At 68.0% G+C, this 18,639-nt stretch carries 17 protein-coding genes; 15 read left to right on the top strand and 2 right to left on the bottom strand.

Annotated elements, in window-relative coordinates; all coding sequences use genetic code 11:
• The first annotated feature begins 34 nt into the window (after positions 1-34).
• The 8 genes from BKA10_RS08000 (at position 35) to BKA10_RS07965 (ending at position 9,299) form a co-directional block, all read left to right on the top strand.
• Positions 35-589, top strand: coding sequence for a PH domain-containing protein (locus tag BKA10_RS08000; protein WP_183499408.1), 555 nt, complete (start codon positions 35-37; stop codon positions 587-589).
• An 85-nt stretch (positions 590-674) separates the two neighbouring features.
• Positions 675-1,799: a 5-(carboxyamino)imidazole ribonucleotide synthase gene (locus BKA10_RS07995; protein ID WP_183499407.1), complete on the top strand. Its 1,125-nt coding sequence runs from the start codon at positions 675-677 to the stop codon at positions 1,797-1,799.
• A 121-nt stretch (positions 1,800-1,920) separates the two neighbouring features.
• Positions 1,921-2,388 (top strand): 5-(carboxyamino)imidazole ribonucleotide mutase, encoded by a 468-nt coding sequence (gene purE, locus BKA10_RS07990; RefSeq protein WP_183501111.1) that lies wholly within the window; start codon positions 1,921-1,923, stop codon positions 2,386-2,388.
• Complete coding sequence (locus BKA10_RS07985; protein ID WP_183499406.1) at positions 2,385-3,839, top strand: LCP family protein; 1,455 nt, start codon at positions 2,385-2,387, stop codon at positions 3,837-3,839. Before purE ends, BKA10_RS07985 begins: the two co-directional genes overlap by 4 nt.
• 19 nt (positions 3,840-3,858) lie before the next feature.
• Positions 3,859-4,983, top strand: a complete 1,125-nt coding sequence (locus BKA10_RS07980) for a glycosyltransferase (protein WP_183499405.1) — start codon at positions 3,859-3,861, stop codon at positions 4,981-4,983.
• Between the two features lie 101 nt (positions 4,984-5,084).
• Positions 5,085-7,592 carry a cell wall-binding repeat-containing protein gene (locus BKA10_RS07975; RefSeq protein WP_183499404.1) on the top strand — a complete coding sequence of 836 codons (2,508 nt, stop codon included), beginning with the start codon at positions 5,085-5,087 and terminating at the stop codon, positions 7,590-7,592.
• 94 nt (positions 7,593-7,686) lie between these two features.
• The gene (locus BKA10_RS07970; protein ID WP_248198872.1) at positions 7,687-8,562 is read left to right on the top strand and encodes an ABC transporter permease; all 876 of its coding nucleotides are present in this window, start codon (positions 7,687-7,689) and stop codon (positions 8,560-8,562) included.
• Entirely contained in the window at positions 8,562-9,299 is a 738-nt protein-coding gene (locus tag BKA10_RS07965; protein ID WP_183499402.1) for an ABC transporter ATP-binding protein, read from the top strand. Before BKA10_RS07970 ends, BKA10_RS07965 begins: the two co-directional genes overlap by 1 nt.
• A 6-nt stretch (positions 9,300-9,305) precedes the next feature.
• Here the strand turns inward: BKA10_RS07965 and BKA10_RS07960 are convergent, their stop codons facing one another.
• The gene (locus BKA10_RS07960; RefSeq protein WP_183499401.1) at positions 9,306-10,004 is read right to left on the bottom strand and encodes an IspD/TarI family cytidylyltransferase; all 699 of its coding nucleotides are present in this window, start codon (positions 10,002-10,004) and stop codon (positions 9,306-9,308) included.
• 1 nt (position 10,005) lies between these two features.
• Positions 10,006-10,836: an NAD-dependent epimerase/dehydratase family protein gene (locus tag BKA10_RS07955; protein WP_183499400.1), complete on the bottom strand. Its 831-nt coding sequence runs from the start codon at positions 10,834-10,836 to the stop codon at positions 10,006-10,008.
• A gap of 114 nt (positions 10,837-10,950) precedes the next feature.
• Here BKA10_RS07955 and BKA10_RS07950 point away from each other — a divergent pair, with 114 nt between their 5' ends.
• The 7 genes from BKA10_RS07950 to BKA10_RS07920 all read left to right on the top strand — a co-directional run bounded on the left by BKA10_RS07950 (position 10,951) and on the right by BKA10_RS07920 (position 18,613).
• A complete protein-coding gene (locus tag BKA10_RS07950; protein ID WP_183499399.1) occupies positions 10,951-12,897 on the top strand; it encodes a DUF6541 family protein in 1,947 nt (648 codons plus the stop codon).
• A 23-nt stretch (positions 12,898-12,920) separates the two neighbouring features.
• Positions 12,921-13,655, top strand: coding sequence for a glycosyltransferase (locus BKA10_RS07945; protein ID WP_248198874.1), 735 nt, complete (start codon positions 12,921-12,923; stop codon positions 13,653-13,655).
• Positions 13,652-14,053, top strand: a complete 402-nt coding sequence (locus tag BKA10_RS07940; RefSeq protein ID WP_183499397.1) for a DUF2304 family protein — start codon at positions 13,652-13,654, stop codon at positions 14,051-14,053. The genes BKA10_RS07945 and BKA10_RS07940 overlap by 4 nt, the downstream gene beginning before the upstream one ends.
• Positions 14,050-15,243: a glycosyltransferase gene (locus BKA10_RS07935; protein WP_183499396.1), complete on the top strand. Its 1,194-nt coding sequence runs from the start codon at positions 14,050-14,052 to the stop codon at positions 15,241-15,243. Before BKA10_RS07940 ends, BKA10_RS07935 begins: the two co-directional genes overlap by 4 nt.
• A 72-nt stretch (positions 15,244-15,315) precedes the next feature.
• Positions 15,316-16,413: a DegT/DnrJ/EryC1/StrS family aminotransferase gene (locus BKA10_RS07930; RefSeq protein WP_248198876.1), complete on the top strand. Its 1,098-nt coding sequence runs from the start codon at positions 15,316-15,318 to the stop codon at positions 16,411-16,413.
• A complete protein-coding gene (locus tag BKA10_RS07925; RefSeq protein WP_183499394.1) occupies positions 16,413-17,399 on the top strand; it encodes a Gfo/Idh/MocA family protein in 987 nt (328 codons plus the stop codon). Before BKA10_RS07930 ends, BKA10_RS07925 begins: the two co-directional genes overlap by 1 nt.
• A 128-nt stretch (positions 17,400-17,527) precedes the next feature.
• A complete protein-coding gene (locus BKA10_RS07920; protein WP_183499393.1) occupies positions 17,528-18,613 on the top strand; it encodes a glycosyltransferase in 1,086 nt (361 codons plus the stop codon).
• Positions 18,614-18,639 lie beyond the last annotated feature (26 nt).

Here is an 18,639-nt window from a genome sequence, read left to right as displayed (position 1 = left end):
CCCCGACGCCGAGGACCCCGGCCACAATGGGACTGTGACCCAGCCCACCGCGTACCACGGCAGGCCGTTCGCGCCGGCTCCGGGTGCCGCGACCCCCGAGCTGCGCGTCGCACGGCTGCACACCCACGCGCGCCGGCTGACCTGGTCGGCGCTCGTCCTGGTCGCGGTCGCGGGGGCGGTGGGCTTGTTCACCGGTCATGTTCCCGAGCCGTTCGAGGAGTGGATGCTGTGGGCCGCGGCCGGTGTGCTGATCCTGCTGCTGGTGGTGATCCCCTTCCTGCGCTGGCTCGCCCACACCTATACGATCACGACGCGTCGGGTCGTGGAGCAGAGCGGGCTCATCGGGCGCCGCCGCAAAGAGATCCTGCACGCACGGGGGTACACGATCGCCGAGCGGCGCGGGCCGCTGCAGCGGATGTTCGGCGCCGGCACGCTGACCCTGTCGAACGGGGTGGATGCGCCGTTGCGCATGGTGAACATCCCATCGGTGCGGCTCGTGCACGAAGTGCTCGCCGACCAGGTCGAGGTCAGCCAGATCCTCGCGCATCGCGACTCGCACAGCATCCCGATCGTCGACGACGACCGCTGAGGTTCCTCCCGGCATCCATCGCATGAGCCACCGTGCGCAGGTCGACGCGCGGTGCGGGAAGATGGTGAGGACGAAAGGGAGCACCATGTCACTGCGGGTCGGAATCGTCGGCGGCGGGCAGCTTGCGCGGATGATGATCGCGCCGGCCGTCGAGCTCGGCGTGCAGGTGAGTGTGCTCGCCGAGCAGGACGGCATGTCGGCGCAGCTGGCGGCCACCGCGGTGGGTGACTACCGCGACCTCGACACCGTCGCCGCGTTCGCGAAGGACGTCGACGTGGTCACCTTCGACCATGAGCACGTCCCGCAGGACGTGCTGCGGGCGCTGGTGGATGCCGGTGTCTCCGTGCACCCGGGACCGGATGCGCTGCTGTACGCACAGGACAAGCTGCTCATGCGCGCCCGGCTGGACGAGCTCGGCATACCGCAGCCGGACTGGGCCGCGTTCTCGGATGAGGCCGGTCTGCAGTCGTTCCTCGACGCGCACGGTGGGCGCGCCGTCGTGAAGACGCCGCGCGGCGGCTACGACGGCAAGGGTGTGCGGGTGGTGTCGGATGCCGCAGCGGCGGCCGACTGGCTCGGTGATCTGCCCGTGGGAGGGCAGCTGCTGGTGGAGGAGCTCGTGGCGTTCTCGCGCGAGCTCGCACAGCAGGTGGCGCGGCGTCCCTCCGGGGGGCTCGTGGCGTACCCGGTCGTGGAGACGGTGCAGCGCGACGGGGTGTGCGCCGAAGTGCTCGCGCCGGCCCCGCACCGCTCGGATCGGCTGACCGCCGTGGCCGCGCAGATCGGCACCGGGATTGCCGAGGGGCTCGGAGTCACTGGGATGCTCGCCGTCGAGCTGTTCGAGACGCTGGATGAGCGGCTGCTGGTCAACGAGCTGGCGATGCGCCCGCACAACAGCGGGCACTGGAGTCAGGACGGAGCCGTGACGAGCCAGTTCGAGCAGCATCTGCGCGCCGTGCTCGATCTGCCGTTGGGCGACGTCGACGCCCGGCAGCCGTGGTCGGTGATGGTGAACATCCTCGGTGGACCGGCCGAAGGCACGCTCGAGGACCGTCTGCCCGCGGCGCTCGCCGACCACCCCGCGGTCAAAGTGCACACCTACGGCAAGTCTCCGCGCCCGGGCCGCAAGGTGGGCCACGTGAACGCGGTGGGTGACGACCTCGACGCGGTGGCCTACGAGGCCCGCGCCGCCGCCGCCCACTTCTCCTGATCGCGGCGGTCGAACGCTCATCCGTGCCGTGTGGTTGCGGGGAGTTTGCAGGTCGGCGTCCTAGCCTGGTCGAGTGAACCCCCCGCTGCACTCGTCCGAGACCCCGCTGGTGGGCGTCGTCATGGGGTCCGACTCCGACTGGCGCGTCATGAGCGACGCGTCTCAGGCGCTCACCGACCTCGACATTCCGCATGAGGTCGAGGTCGTCTCGGCCCATCGCACACCCGACAAACTGCTGCGCTACGGTCGCGAAGCACGGGCCCGCGGACTGCAGGTCATCATCGCCGGTGCGGGGGGAGCGGCCCACCTCCCGGGTATGCTCGCGTCGGTCACTGCGCTGCCGGTGATCGGCGTTCCGGTGCAGCTCGCCACCCTCGATGGCCTCGACTCGCTGCTCAGCATCGTCCAGATGCCCGCCGGCGTTCCCGTGGCGACGGTATCGATCAACGGCGCCAAGAACGCCGGGCTGCTTGCCGCCCGGATCCTCGGAGCGGCCGACGCCCGCTACGGCGACGCGATCGAGGCTTATGCCCGCACGCTCGAGGCGCAGGTCGAGGAGAAGAACCGTCGGCTCAAGGACTCCCTGTGAGCGTCGCCAGCCCGCCGCGCATCACGCGCGACGCCCACCCCGCAGCGAGCACGTCGCGCCCCGGCATCCTCACCGCGAAGCCGCTGCGCCACCCTGACACGAGCGACCCGGCGATCATGTCGCGCCGCGCGTGGTGGCTCGTCGCCGGCAACTTCCTCCTGCCGGGGTCGGCGCAGATCCTCGCCGGCAACCGCAAGCTCGGGCGCTTCGGCCTGGGCGCGACGATCGTCATGTGGGTCTTGCTGATCGTCGCGGTGGTCACCGGCCTGCTGTGGCGCTCTGTGCTGGTCACGCTCGCGACCAACTGGTTCGTCCTCGTGGCTGCCCAGATCGTTCTGCTGGCGTATGCCCTGCTGTGGGTCGTGCTCGGCATCGACACCATCCGGCTGACCCGTCTGGTCAAGGCCCGTCCTGCCGCTCGCATCGGCGTGGCCGCGCTCGCCGTGGTGCTGACGGTCATCCCGGCCGGCACCGCCGTCGCCGCTTCGCAGTATGTCGCGACCACGCGTGAGACCATCAGCGCCGTGTTCGGCGCCGGTCCTTCCGTGCCGCCGTCCGACGGCTACTACAACTTCCTGCTGCTGGGCGCCGACAGCGCCAAGGGGCGCGACCACATGCTGTTCGACAGCATCTCGGTCGTCTCGGTCAACGCCGAATCGGGTGAGATCACGATCACCGGCATCCCGCGCGACATGCGCGACGTGCCCTTCTCCGAGGGCCCGATGCAGGAGCTGTACCCCGAGGGTCACCAGGGCCTCGCACACCCCACCTGCGGTTGGGACAACAAGATCAACCAGCTCAACACCGAGGTGGGCCTCTGCCGCGACGGTGAGGCGCTGTATCCGGATGCTGCGAGCATCGGCTCCACGCCGGGCATCGAGGCGACGCGCGACGCCGCCGAGGGCGTGCTCGGCATCGAGATCCCCTACTTCGTCTTCATCGACATGGACGGATTCGCCGCCCTCATCGACGCGCTCGGCGGCGTGAAGATCACTGTCGACGAGCGACTGCCCACCGGTGCGCTGCACGAGAACGAGGACGGCAGCCTGTCGGGCATCACCGGCTGGATCGAAGCGGGAACGCAGCAGATGGACGGCGACACCGCTCAGTGGTACGCCCGCTCCCGCTACACGACCAGCGACTGGGACCGCATGAAGCGGCAGCGTGAGCTGCAGACCGCGATCCTCGCGCAGTTCACGCCGGGCAACGTGCTCGCCAACTTCCAGGACATCGCCCAGGCCGGGGCCGACGTCGTGAACACCGACATTCCCGACACGATGATCTCGTACCTCGCCGAGCTCGCGCTCAAGGCCAAGGAGCACGAGGTCACCACGATCGAGCTCACGCTTGAGAACGACATCGACCCCGACAACGCCGATTTCGCCGCCATTCACGAGATGGTGGATGCCGCGCTGCACCCGCCGACGCCGACGCCCACCCCCGCGGGCTGAGCGTGGTTAGGCTCATGCCATGACGGTGACTCTGCGCGTCGTGCTCGACCAGGTCGTGGCCGCCGTCGACGCAGATCTGGCGGCCGCATCGCGCGAACTCGGGCGGGCGCTCGTGTCCACGGCGCCTTCGGGCTGCGCGGTGGAGGCGATCGTGCCGGCAGCCGGGCCCGATGTCGCCGGGCTGCTCGAGGCAGAGGTGCCGGGGCTCGTCGACATCACGAAGCTCCGCCTGCCGCGGCGTGAGCTGGCCGCTGCATGGCAGCTCGGTGCCGCCTCGGGCGCCGCCGGTGGACTCATCCACGCGCCGACACTGATGGCCCCGCTGATGAAGCACGACCGGGTTCACGACCACGATCAGACTGTGGTCACCGTGTGGGATCTGGATCCGTGGGAGAACCCGGACGAGCTGTCACGGACCACAGTGGCCTGGCACCGGGCGATGCTGAAACGGGCGGCCAAGCACGCCGATGCGGTGGTCGTGCCCACCCATGCCGCCGCGGAGCGCATCGCGGCGCTCGCACACCTCGGTGACCGGATCCGGGTCATCTCGGGTGCCCCGCCCGAGGACTTCCGCGTCCCGTCCGACGAAGTGGGCCGTCGACGAGAGCTCGGGCTCCCCGAGGGGTGCATCCTGCTGAGTGGCTCTGTCGCGGCATCCACCGGCCTCTCCGACGCCTTCGTGGCGATAGCCGCTCAGGGCTCCGACCTGCCTGTCGTCGTGGTCGACGCCCCCGAGGGGGGCGAGCCGGCGATCGTGGCGCTGGCGGGGGAGGCCGGGATCTCTGAGAGCCGGTTGCACGTGCGCGGCGCGCTCGACGCGTGGGATCTGGGCGCGGTCCTGGGGGGAACGCTCGTGTTCATGGCGCCGTCGACGCGGACGTACTTCCCCTGGCGACTGCTCGAGGCGCTGCGTGCGGGCGTTCCCGTCGTGGCCGCGGGCAGCGACGTGCATCGTGAAGTCCTGGTGGACGGCGGGCTGCTCGCCGATCCTCGCGACCCCGACGCATTGACAGAGGCGATGGGGGAGGCGCTCGGATCCTCCGCGGCCGTCGAGCGTCTCGCTGTGCTTTCCGGAGACCGGGGCCGGGCGTTCTCGTGGGCCGGTGCCGCCGAGAGGGTCTGGCAGCTGCACGCTGATCTCTGAGATGCGCGGCGCCTCTGCGAGCTCGCTGGAATCGGCGTGTCTTTGCGTCGGGGTCCGACTTTCAGGTGGTATTGACTGTTGACTTCAGTAACAATGGTCACATGCTTCACACCCTCGATCGCCGCCGAGCGACGTCTCTGAAGGCGGTCGTCGCCGCCGTCGCGATCGCGCTGATCGCGGGGATGATGTCGCTTCTCAGCCCTGCACCGGCGCAGGCCGCAGACCTTCCGGGGTCGATCCTCGAGGGCGGATTCATCATCAGCGACGCCGAATTCTTCGACGGCGACGCGATGACCGCGGCACAGATTCAGACTTTTCTCAACGGCAAGGTGGCCACGTGCAAGGCGACGTCCGGTAACCCGACGTGCCTGAAGAGCTTCAAAGGGAATCTGCCGGCCAAGGCGGCGGACAGGTACTGCAAAGCTGTGGCGGCCCGTTCGAATACGACGGCGGCCCAGATCATCGCCGACGTGGGCAAAGCCTGCGGGATCAGCCAGAAGGTGATCCTCGTGATGCTCCAGAAGGAGCAGGGCCTCGTCACCTCGACGGCACCGTCGGCGTGGAATTACCGTGCCGCGATGGGGCAGAGCTGCCCTGACACGGCACCTTGCAGCGAAGCTGCCGCCGGATTCGTGAATCAGGTGTACCTGGGTGCGCGACAGCAGCAGGTCTACGTCCTGAACCCGAACTCGTTCAACTACAAGCCCGGCCAGGTCAACACGATCAAGTGGCACCCGTCCTCGTCGTGCGGCACGTCGAAGGTCTACATCCAGAACCAGGCGACCGCGAACTTGTATATCTACACGCCGTACCGTCCGAACATCGCGGCGCTTGCTGCCGGTTCGGGCACAGGTGACAAGTGCTCGACCTACGGCAACCGCAACTTCTACAACTTCTATGTGAGCTGGTTCGCTCCGGATGCCAGCAGTTCGACCGGTGCGCCCGCACAGATCGCTGCGTGCACCGTCCCCGCGGCAAACGACATCGCCGCCCGCTCGGGCACGGCGAAGGTCACAGCCGCCTCGCTGAACGTGCGCACCGCGCCGACCGAGAAGTGCACGACCGGGATGACCTCGCTCAGCAAGGGCGCCACGGTCACCACGACCGGCACATACGGCATGTGGACCCGCATCAGCTCCGGCGGCAAGCAGCTGTGGGTGGCCTCGGAGTATCTTGATGTGGCGGTCACCGGCACGCCGGCCGGTTCGGGCAACGCGTGCGCCGTCCCGACCTCGGCAGCCATCGCGGCATCCACCGGCTACGCAGCCGTGACGACGGGCACACTGAACGCGCGCAAGGCGCCGTCCACTGCTTGTGAGACGGGCAAGACTCAGATCACGCAGGGCTCGGTCTACGAGCGGACCGGGACGTACGGGGAGTGGTGGCGCCTGATGATCAACGGCTCATCCTTCTGGGCGCACAGTGACTATCTGTCTGATGCTGTACTCACCCCCGAGCCGACCGTGTCGGGCACGGCGGTCGCCGGTCAGATCCTGACCGCTAAGACCGGCACCTGGTGGCCCAAGCCTTCGTCTTTCGCCTACCAGTGGAAACGTGACGGACAGGCCATCAAGGGCGCGACCTCCGCGACATATCGGGTGACCAATGACGACGCCGGCAGGAAAGTGACACTCACCGCCACGGCCAAGATCACCGGTCAAGGGTCGGTGGCGAAGACATCGGCAGCCGTTACCGCGACGGGTTACACGAGCACACGTGTGGCAGGGGCGGATCGCTACGAGACCGCTGTTCAGGTGTCGAAGGCTGCGTACCCGACCGGAGCGAAGACGGTGTACCTCGCAACCGGTGCTGACTTCGCCGACGCTCTGGCCGTGGCACCGCTGGCCGCGACCAAAGACGCCTCGCTGCTGCTGGCGCAGCTGAGTCAGCTGCCGGCATCCACCTCAGCCGAGCTGAAGCGGCTCGCGCCCGCAAAGGTGGTGCTCGTCGGGGGCACAGGTGTTCTCGATTCGAAGATGGCAGACCGCCTGAAGTCGCTGCTCGGCTCGTCGCTCGCTGTCGAGCGCCTCGCCGGCGCCGACCGCTACGAGACGGCCCGGAAGGTCGCGGCCGCATATGGGACGGCCACGACGGTGTACCTTGCCACCGGCTTCCAATACGCCGACGCCCTCGGCGCGGCGGCGGTTGCGGGCGCGAACGGTTCGCCTGTGGTGCTGGTGCAGGGCACATCGTCGACACTCGACACAGCGACGCTCTCACTGCTCGGATCGCTGAAGGCGACCAAGGCGGTCATCGTGGGCGGCGAGGGAGCGGTGTCCAAGGGCATCGCGAGCCAGCTCAGCGGACGCAAACTCAGCGTGACCCGCTACGGAGGCCTGGACCGGTACGCGACGAACGCGTCGCTCAACAGCGCGGCGTTCTCGGGTGGCGTGAAGTCGGTGGTCGTCGCTACCGGCACCGACTTCCCGGATGCGCTGGCCGGATCGGTGCTTGCGGCCGGCTCGGGGTCACCGCTGATCGTGTCTTCGAGCACGTGCGCCTCGCCGCAGCTCGCCGACTTCCTGCTCAAGGCGAAATCCACATCCGTCACGCTGGTCGGCGGGACGGGCGTACTCGGTCCGCAGGTGGCTCGGCTGCAGCGGTGCTGAGTGCCAGAGTCGCACCAGCGACTCACTGCTCGGTTCGGTTAGGATGGCCGTTGGCTGGCCGAGGGTAGGGACCCGGCGGCCACCAAGGACACCAGTGACAACTATTGACTACAGCGCCTTCGACACGCCTGGGCGCGGGCGGGGACTCCTCGACGTCTTCCGCTATGGCTACCTGCTGCGCCTGCTGATCGGCAAGAGCACCTCGGTCCGATACCGCAACTCGGTGCTCGGATGGTTCTGGTCGTACGTCCGACCCACCGTGCAGTTCCTCGTGTATTTCCTCGTCGTCGGACAGGTGCTGGGGATGCATCGCAACGTCGAGGCGTTCCCGCTCTACCTGTTCAGCGGAATCGTCGTGGTCAACCTGTTCAATGAGGCATTCGGTGCGGCTACGCGATCGATCGTCGAGAACAAGGCTCTGGTCCGGAAGATCTATCTGCCGCGAGAATTGTTCCCGATCGCCGCCATCACCGGCTCCTTCATCCACTTCCTCCCGCAGCTGGCGATCCTTCTCGTGGTCTGCGTGTTCCTCTTCGGCTGGGTGCCCTCCTTACTCTCCGTCGGGCTGGCACTGGGCGGACTGGCCCTGATCCTCGCGTTCATCCTGGGGCTCGGACTGTTCTTCTCGGCGTTCAACGTGCGATTCCGTGACGCCTCCAACATGGTGGAGATCGTTCGCACCGTGGCCACATGGGCATCGCCGATCCTGTACACATGGGTCATGGTGGCTGACATCACCCGCGATATACCGTGGATCTTCCACCTGTACATGTGCAACCCGGTGACCATCGCCGTCGAGCTCTTCCACCATGCGTTCTGGCAGCCCGCCGTCGACCCCTCCGATTGGCTGGGATGGCCGCCCGCGATGGGCTGGTACATTGCAGCGGCGTGCGGCATCATCGTCGTGGTCAACGTCGTGGGACAATACGTCTTCCGTCGCGCCGAGCGCACGTTTGCGCAGGACCTGTGATGGTCGACGTCTCCACTCAGCCTCGCATCATCGTTGAGCATGTCTCGAAATGGTTCAACAAGCGGGCGTCAAGGTCGATGCGAGAAGCCTTCATCAACTTCATCCGACGCAGGCCGGTCCGCGCCACCCAGTTCCAGGCGCTCAATGACGTCAACTTCACGATCGGCGCCGGTGAATCGGTGGCCATCATGGGGCTCAACGGCTCGGGAAAGTCGACTACCCTCAAGCTCGTGTCCGGTGTGCTCGAGCCGGACGAGGGACGGGTGTTCACCCGCGGCCGTGTCGCCGGTCTGATCGAAGTAGGCGCCGGCTTCCACCCCGATCTCACTGGTCGCGAGAATGTGTTCTTGAACGCCGCCATCCTCGGGATGAGCGAGCGCGAGACCAGAGAACGGTTCGATGAGATCCTCGAGTTCAGCGGAATCGGCGATTTCATCGACCAGGACGTCAAGCATTACTCGTCCGGCATGTTCATGCGCCTCGCATTCAGCGTCGCCATCCATGTCGAGCTCGATGTGCTCCTCGTCGACGAGGTCCTCTCCGTGGGTGACGCGCCGTTCCGCGCGAAGTGCGCGGTCAAGCTCAAAGAACTTGCCGAGCGAGGGGTGACGATGATGGTCGTCAGTCACAGCAAGGCTCAGGTCCTTGAACTGTGCACCCGCGGCATCATCATCAAGAAGGGCGTCGTCGTCTTCGACGGGCCGATCGAGGGGGCCGTCGAGGCCCTCGAAGGCTGACCGGAGTCACTCCTCCGAATCGGCCCGACCCTCTTCGATCATCCGCGCAGTTCCGAGATCCTGCGGCGTCGTGATCTTGATGTTGTGATCATCGCCGAGCAGGATTCGAGACGGGACGCCGCAATACTCGGCGACCAGATCTGCATCGTCGCTGATGCGGGCGTAGCCATCGGCGAGTGCCCGTTCGTAGGCCTGCACGAGGTGCTCCCGGCGGAAGGCCTGCGGCGTCTGTCCCAGCCAGGAGTGCGCGCGATCGAGCGACCCCTCGATGAACCCGTCGTCGCTGACGAGCTTCACCTGCACGGTGCTCGGGGTTCCCAGCATCGCAGCGCCGTGCTCGATGGCGGCATCGATCGTCGCGACGATCAGATCCTCGGTCACGAACGGTCGAACGCCGTCGTGGACGACCACGATGTCGCCCGATGTGGCGGACAGTCCGCGGTGCGCGGAGATGTGGCGCTCTGCTCCGCCGACTACGAGCGTCACGGGCAGACCGCCTTCATCGATGAGGATACGACGGTACAGCTCCTCGTTGTCTTCGCTGACCGTCACGATGACCTCGTCGACGACGGGGGCGCACATCGCGCGCACTGTCTTCTCGAGGATCGTGCATCCGCCGAGCTCGACGAGCAGCTTGTTGCTGCCGAATCGAGTTCCCTTGCCGGCGCAATTGACGATGGCGGAGATACGGTGCCCCTGGTGCATGTCAGGCCTGTCCGTCCTGGTCGCTGCGGATCTCGTCGACGAACCGTCGCAGTCCGTCGAATTCATCCTGGGTGCTGTGCAGGTATCCGCCGCCTCCGCCGAACACATCGGTGTGTGCGGTCGTCATGTTCCGCGTGTACATCCGCGCGAATGGGGACGGCGCGGACGGCGGCGTCTGCCCGCTGATCTCGCGATCGAACACCTCGCGCGCGAGTTCGGCGTTCGTGATCGGAGGTGTCGCCACGTTGAAGGCAGGCAGGCCCGCCGTCAGAGCCGTCTCGATGTCGCCCCACAGTCGCCGCACGTCGTAGTGCTGGAATGCCATGGCGGGGTCGATGAACTCCACGCGGTAGTCGTTCGCGAGGTCGTACACCACTCCTTTGCGCAACCGTGCGCCGTACAACTGCGGGAGCCGGACGATGAGCGTGTCGAAGGCGCCAGTGAGTCGCTGCTCCTGGTGCAGGCGGTTGGCGCCGTACGGCGTCAGCCCGTCCGCCGAGAGAGGCGTGCTCTCGTCGGGTGCGCCGCCCCACGGGTAGACGCATACGGTCGAGATGAGCACGAGCTTGCCGATTCGTGCTGAGCTGATCGTGTCGACGAGCTGGTCGATCTCGGCGAGGTCCTCGGCACCGTGCGTATTGATGCGGTGCGAGTCGGCACGATTGCCCGCCGAGACGACGAGATCGTATTCGCGGCCGGCGAGGTCGCCGATGTTACTCGAGTTGTAGAGGTCGTCGAAAGGGTGAGCGTCGAGCAGGTTGGAGCCGACGAAGCCCGTGTATCCGATGAGTGCGGTGCGCAGAGCAGCCCCGTTCGTTCGATCCGGCGTCACGTGATGTTCAAATTCTAGACGTCATCCTGAGAGATTCCTCCGGGATGCCGGATGGGCCACTCCTAGAATCGATGAGGATCTGCGGCGCCGTGCCGCGCCGACCGGAGAATCGCGATGGCCTGGGTAATTCAGTGGTGGACGTTCCTGGTCGCCGCAGCGATCCTGTTCGTCCCCGGCATGATCGCGGCCCGTGCAATCGGGTTGCGCCGGCTCGGGCAGTGGGCGTTCGCCCCGGTCGCCTCGACGGCGATGGTCGTTCTGCTCGCGATCGTCTATCCGCTGATCGGCCTCACATGGAATGGCCTGACTGCCGCGATCGGAGTGGCGCTGCTCACGGCGGTGTGCGTGTTCGCCGCGCGCGCGCTGCGGGTGCCGGCGTCCACCCCTCAGCTGCACGGGCGACGTGGCCCACTGCTGCTGGGTCTCGCCGGTGGCGTGATTCTCGGTGCCGTGCGCGTGATCGCGTACATCGGTGCGCCCGAGAACGTGTCGCAGTCCAATGACGCGCCGTTCCACCTCGGTGCGGTACGGGCGATCCTCGAGCACGGGGCCGCCACGCCGTTCGGACTCGGCGGGCTCGTCGATCCCGAGGCCCCGGGCGCGTTCTATCCGGGCGCGTGGCACGCGATGGCCTCCCTCATCGCAACGTTCTCCGGCGCCGGCATCCCCCAGACGACGAACGTGCTCACGGTGATGGTCGCGGCGGTCGTGTGGCCGCTGGGCGTCGCGTGGATGACCCAGGCGGCGACCGGTCGGCGCCTGGCCGCAGCGGCCGCCGCGGCACTGAGCCCCGCCCTCATCGCCTTCCCTCTGCTGCTCATCCAATACGGCATCCTGTACTCCTATCTGCTCGCCGTCGCTCTGCTGCCCGCGGCCGTCGCCGTCGTCGTCGAACTCCTGCCGCGCCCCGACGAGCGTCTGTCGCTCCTCGGTCGCGGTGCCGGTCTGATCGTCGGGATCGGAATGGTGCTGCTCGCCCTGGCGATGGCACAGACGTCGGTCATCCTGGCGTGGGGGCTGCTGGTCGGTCTGTATGCGGCGGGAAGACTGTGGGTGGGGTGGGGCGCATTGCCGTCAAGGGGCCGCTGGGCCGGTCTCGCGGCCCTTGTCAGCGGATTCGCCCTGCTGACACTGCTGTGGGTGCAGATGTCGCGGATGGTCACGGCCGACTACTGGGGCAGCGTGCGCACACCCGCCGGCGCGGCACTCGATCTCGTCTCGTCTGGGTATGCCGGTACGCCGGCGATGTGGGTGGTCTCGGTGCTGGCTGTCGTCGGCGGTGTCGCGGCGCTCCTCCGCCGACGGACGTCGTGGCTCTCCGTCGCCTGGCTCGCGTTCGCACTGCTCTACGGCGTTGCGGCCGCTGTCGACACCGCGGCCATCAGGCTGCCGCTGGTCGGCCCCTGGTACGGCGACACCTACCGGCTGGCCGCGTTGCTTCCTGCCCTGACTGTGCCTCTCGCGGCGATCGGCGTGGTCGCCCTGGTCGACGCGGCGGTGCGCATCTTCCGCGCGGCAGCGGTCGTGAGGCGCGCGGCAGGATGGGTGTCGATCGGGCTGATTCTTGTCGTACTTGCCGGGGGAGTGGCCGCCGAGCCGGTCACGCAGCGCTACCACGTCGCGAACGGCGTGACCGAGACACAGTCGCGGTTCACGATCGACGATGAGACATGGCTCACGCGCGACGAGCGGGCGCTGATCGAACGGCTTCCCGACTCGGTGGAGTCCGGCGCTCGGGTGATCGGCAATCCGGGCACAGGGGCCGCCTTCGGCTTCGCGCTCAGTGGGGTCGATGTCTTCCCCGCGAAGTGGCAGGTGCCCCGCAGCGCCACCTACGCCGTGCTCGCCGAGGGACTGCGCGACGCGGCATCCGATCCCGAGGTGTGCGCCGCCGTCGAGGAGCTGGGTGTGGCCTACGTCGTGGACTTCGGCCCAGGCGACGCGGGCACCGGTCGCGTCGAGATGCCCGGCTTCACCGCTTTCGACGGGCAGCCCGGCTTCGAACGGGTGGACTCCGAGGGAGCCGCATCGCTCTGGCGGGTCTCGGCGTGCAGCCGATGACACCCCGACTAGGATCGGCTGACGTGCCCGGCTCTATCCCCTCCCTCCTCGTCGTCGTGCCGGCGTTCAATGAAGAGGCGTCTGTGGGGGACGTCGTGCGTGAAGTCCATGCGGCCATGCCCGACGCGCTCTGCCTTGTTGTCGACGACGGGTCGGTGGATGCCACGGCTCGGATCGCAAGGGATGCCGGAGCTACCGTGCTCGAGCTGCCGTTCAACCTCGGCGTGGGCGGCGCCATGCGCGCCGGCTTCCGCTTCGCGCGCGACAACGGGTACACGGTCGTCGTCCAGGTCGACGCCGACGGCCAGCACGACCCGCACGACATCCCGACGCTGCTCGCCCGGCTCGACGACGCCGACATCGTGGTCGGCTCTCGCTTCGCCGGAGCGGGCGAGTACGACGCGCGGGGACCACGCCGCTGGGCGATGCGCTTCCTCGCGCGCGCGGTGAGCCTGGTCGCCCACCGGAGCCTGCCCGACGTCACCAGCGGCTTCAAAGCGACCGGTGCACGCGGCGTGGCCCTGTTCGCACACACGTATCCCGCCGAGTATCTCGGCGACACCGTCGAGGCTCTCGTCATCGCCGCGCGAGCGGGTCTGCGCATCGAACCCGTGGCGATCGCGATGCGAGAGCGACAGGCCGGCCTGCCCTCCCACCACCCCGTGCGCGCCTCGGTGTACCTGCTGCGGGCGGGCATCGCGTTCCTGCTGGCGCTGATGCGGCCGCGCGTGCGCATCGAGGAAGGAACGGTGTCGTGACCACGGCCACATACGTCTTCGGCATTGTCGCCGCAGTGCTCGCCCTCATCGCCATCATCGAGCTGATGCGGCGCGCGACATTGCGGGAACGTCATGCGATCTGGTGGCTCGTCGGCGGAATCATCGCGCTGGTCGTGGCGATCTTCCCGCAGACACTCACCTGGGCTGCGCGATTGCTTGGCATCGCCGTGCCCACCAACCTCGCTTTCTTCGTCGCGATCGGGCTGCTGTTCCTGGTCAGCCTGCAGTACGGCGCCGAGCTCACCCGCATCGAGGAGAAGCTGCGCGCCCTCGCCGAGCAGAGCGCGTTCACGGACGAACGGCTCCGGCGGCTGGAGGCCTCCGCGGGCGCCGATGATGTGGCGTCCGATGACACGGACGGTGCCGCGGACCGGTGAGAGCCCCGAGAATCCTGATCGCCTCGCGACTGTTCGTGCCCGAGGTGAGCGCGGGTGCCTTCCGCCTCGGTGCCCTCGCCCGCGCCCTTGCGCGTGGCGGGGCCGAAGTCACGGTCGTGACGACCACGCCCCCGCCGCAGGCGCCCAAGACGCCCGACCCGACCGGGGTGCGCGTGTCACGGTGGCCGGTGCTCCGCGACCGCGGCGGCAATGTCCGCGGCTACATCCAGTACCTGAGCTTCGACGCTCCCCTTGCGCTGCGGATGCTGTTCCGCCGGTTCGACGTCGCAGTGGCCGAGTCGCCGCCCACGACCGGTCTCGTCGTCGCGGCGGTCGCCTGGATACGCCGCCGCCCCTTCGTCTACTACGCGGCGGATGTCTGGACCGACGGCGTGATCAGCATGGGCGCGCACCGTGTCATCGTCTCGCTCATGCGCTGGATGGAACGTCGGGCGCTGCGGTCTGCCGCGGGCGTCATCTCGGTGTCGGACGAGGTCACCCGACGGCTCGTCGCACTCGGAGCCGACCCTGTGCGGATCAGCACGGTCGGCAACGGCATCGACGCTGACGTGTTCACCCCAGAGGTCGCGCCCGCCGCGCCCGATGCGCGCTACTTCGTGTACACCGGCACGATGTCGGAGTGGCAGCAGCCCGAGGTCTTCATCCGGGCCTTCGCGCAGCTCGCCGGTGAGTTCCCCGATGTCGGTCTGCGATTCTTCGGACAGGGCGCCGTCGAACGTGACCTCCGTCGCGTCGCCGATGAGCTCGTGCCCGGTCGCGTTCGGTTCGGCGGCGTGGTGGAGCCGAGCGCATCCGCCGCCTGGATCCGGGGGGCGCTGGCGTCACTGGTCTCCATCGCGCCCGGCATCGGCTACGACTTCGCCCGCCCGACGAAGACATACGCGGCGGCGGCCTGCGGCACGCCCGTGATCTTCGCCGGCGCAGAGGTCGGTGGGGCGATCGTCCGCGATGCAGGACTCGGAGCGGCCGTTGCGTTCACGCCCGATGCCGTCGCCGGAGCAATGCGACAGATGCTGGCACAGGATGCCGCCGGCACGACCGCCGCGCACCGCGCCGACCGCGCGGCGTGGGCGCGCGAGCACGTCTCCCTTTCTGCAGTGGGGGAGCGGGCCGCGAAAGCCGTACTCATGGCCGTACGCACCCCAAGGCACTCCAGGCCGCATCGATAGAATGAAGACACACGGCTCCGTATGTCGCCGGAAGCAGCATCGAGACCGACGGACCCTCCAGAAGGAGATTGCGTGAGCGAGTTCATTCCCCCCGCCAAGCCGATCATCGGTGATGAGGAGCGTGAGGCAGTCGATCGGGTGTTGCGCAGCGGCATGGTCGCGCAGGGCCCGGAGGTGGCAGCGTTCGAGCGGGAGTTCGGGGCGCATTTCGTGCAGGGTCGGCCGACGGTTGCGGTCAACTCGGGGACGGCGGGACTGCATCTGGGTTTGCTGGCGTCAGGTGTCGGCGCCGGGGACGAGGTCATCGTGCCGTCGTTCACGTTCGCCGCGACGGGCAACTCGGTCGCGTTGACCGGCGCCAGCCCGGTGTTCGCCGATATCGAGGCGGACACGTTCACTCTGGATCCGGCCTCGGTGGAAGCGGCGATCACCGCGCGGACGAAGGGCATCATGCCGGTGCATCTGTACGGTCACCCGGCGTTGATGCGAGAGCTGGAGGCGATCGCGCAGAAGCATGGGCTCATGCTGTTCGAGGATGCGGCGCAGGCGCATGGGGCGTCGCTGGACGGCCGCCCGGTGGGCACGTTCGGCTCGTTCGGGATGTTCTCGCTGTACCCGACGAAGAACATGACCAGTGGTGAGGGCGGGATGATCACCGCCGCCGATGACACCATCGCCCGCAACGCCCGGCTGCTGCGTAATCAGGGAATGGAGCGGCAGTACGAGAACGAGGTGGTCGGGTTCAACGCGCGGATGACCGATATTCACGCATCGATCGGCCGGGTGCAGTTGACGAAGGTGGATGGGTGGACACGCGCGCGGCAGGAGAACGCTGCGTTCCTGGACGCTAGCCTGCGCGGTGTGGTCGTTCCGCCGGTCCGTGAGGGTGCGGTGCATGTGTATCACCAGTACACGGTCCGGGTGCCGGAGGATCGGGACGGGTTCGTGACGGCGTTGCGGGAGGAGCATCAGGTCGGTTCTGGAGTGTACTACCCGATCCCGAACCACCGGTTGCCGTCGCTGGCGCCGTATGCGCCGGGGCTGGAGCTGCCCGAGACGGAACGCGCTGCCGGTGAGGTGGTGTCCCTCCCCGTGCACCCGTCGCTGTCGCAGGGCGATCTCGACCGCATTGTGGCCGCGGTGAACGCGGTCGCCGGGGCGGGCGCCTGATGGCCGTACTGCGCGCCGGGTTGCTCGGTGTCGGGATGATGGGCCGCCATCACGCGCGGGTGCTGCGGGAACTGGACGGTGTCGACCTGGTCGCCATCGCCGACCCGGGCGGCGACCCGCACGGGGTCGCGGGCGGACTGAACGTGCTGCCCGATATCGAGGCACTGATCGCGGCCGGGATCGATATGGCCGTGGTGGCGGTGCCCACCCGGTTCCACGAGGATGCCGCGCTGAAACTCGCCGCCGCGGGGGTGCACACCCTGGTCGAAAAGCCCATCGCCGACACGTTGGAGGCCGGTCAGCGGATGGTCGACGCTTTCGCTGCGGCGGGCCTGGTGGGCGCGGTCGGGCACATCGAACGGTTCAACCCGGCCTTGCAGGAGTTGCGCCGCCGTCTGGAAGAGGGCGAGTTGGGAGCGGTGTATCAGATCCAGACCCGCCGGCAGGGCCCGTTCCCGTCGCGGATCGCCGATGTGGGCGTCGCGAAGGACCTTGCGTCCCATGACGTGGACCTGACGGCGTGGGTGGCGCAGTCCGAGTACGAGACCGTGTTCGCGCAGACCACGTTCAAATCGGGACGGGAATACGAAGACATGATCACCATCAGCGGCCGGCTGGCCTCCGGGGTCATCGTGAATCACCTCGTGAACTGGCTCAGCCCGATGAAAGAACGCGTCACCATCGTCACCGGCGAGAAGGGCGCGTTCGTCGCCGACACCGCCACCGGCGACCTCACTTTCCACGCCAACGGCACCATCCCCCTGGAATGGGAATCGGTGTCCTCGTTCCGCGGGGTCTCCGAAGGCGATGTCACCCGCTACGCGTTCGCGAAACGTGAACCCCTCCGCGTCGAACACGAAGCCTTCCGCGACGCCGTCCTCGGCAAACCCAGCGACGTCGTCACCATGGCGCAAGGCCAACGCACCCTCGCCGTCATCGAAGCCGCGCTCGCATCCGCGGGCACCGGCGGGTCGGTAAGTCTCTGATCCGCATGCCTCGGCTCGTCACCTCTCTGCGTGCCCGTGTCGGCAGAGTGCCACCGGTGGCCTGGGCGTGGCGGCTGCGACGCGATCTCCGGGAGGCCCGGGCCGCCGGAACAACAGGTGAGCCTGGGGTGCTCCGCGGAGCACAGCGACGACTGTTCATCGCTCCGGTGAACTCTGCGGGGCAGGGTTACGCCTGGGCCCGCGCCTCCGAGCGCGTCGAAGGAACCGCTGCGGCGGCGTTCATGTACCGCGACCCGAACGACACGTTCGGGTTCCTCGCCGACTCCGAGGTACCGACGGTGTTCTTCCGCACGAATCGTCCGTGGCAACGCGCCCAGCGACGTGCCGTTGCGGCTCGGTTCACGCACGTCATCGTCGAGTCCGGGCGGCAGCTTTTCGGAACGGACGAGCCCCTAGCCGACCAACTGCGCAGACTTCAGCGACACCGCGTGGCCGTGGCGTTGCTATGGCACGGCAGCGACATCCGCCTCCCCAGCGCGCACGCGGCGCGTGAGCCGGACTCGCCGTTCCGCGGCAGCGGATACGCCGACACTGATCGCCTCGAAGAAATCGCACAGCGCGGACGCGCGCTCATGGCAGATGTGGATGCCCCGGTGTTCGTGTCGACGCCCGACCTCCTGGATGAGGTGCCTCAGGCATCCTGGCTGCCGGTGGTCGTAGACCTGAAGCGATGGGAAGCGTCCTCGAGCGAGATTCGGTGGGGTGCGAAGCCCATCGTCGTGCATGTGCCCAGCAATGCGGGACTGAAGGGGAGCTCGCTCATCGGTGCGACGATGCGACGACTGCACGCCGAGGGGCTCGTGGACTATCGCGAGCTGCGGAATGTGCCGGCTGCGCAGATGCCGGCTGAGTATGGTCGGGCGGATATCGTGCTCGATCAGTTTGCGCTTGGCATCTACGGAGTCGCAGCGTGCGAGGCGATGGCATCAGGAAGACTCGTGATCAGTCATGTATCCGATCAGGTGCGCGATGCGGTCCGGGTACACACCGGCCGGGAGCTCCCCATCCTCCAAGCACGTGCCGACGGACTCGAGGGCGTGCTGCGAGCTGTCGTAGCCGAGCCCGACCGCTTCATCGCCCTGGCCGCGACCGGTCGCGAGTTCGTCAGAGCGGTCCACGACGGCAGGCGTTCGGCCAACGTGCTGCGGGAGTTTCTCGGGGCGCCGGCCCAGGGTGGAGTGGCCGGTGCGTGAGAGGATAGGCCAATGCCCTCGTCTGC

Source organism: Microbacterium invictum (assembly GCF_014197265.1).
Classification (GTDB): Bacteria; Actinomycetota; Actinomycetes; order Actinomycetales; family Microbacteriaceae; genus Microbacterium; species Microbacterium invictum.
This window is presented reverse-complemented; position numbering and strand designations above follow the sequence as displayed.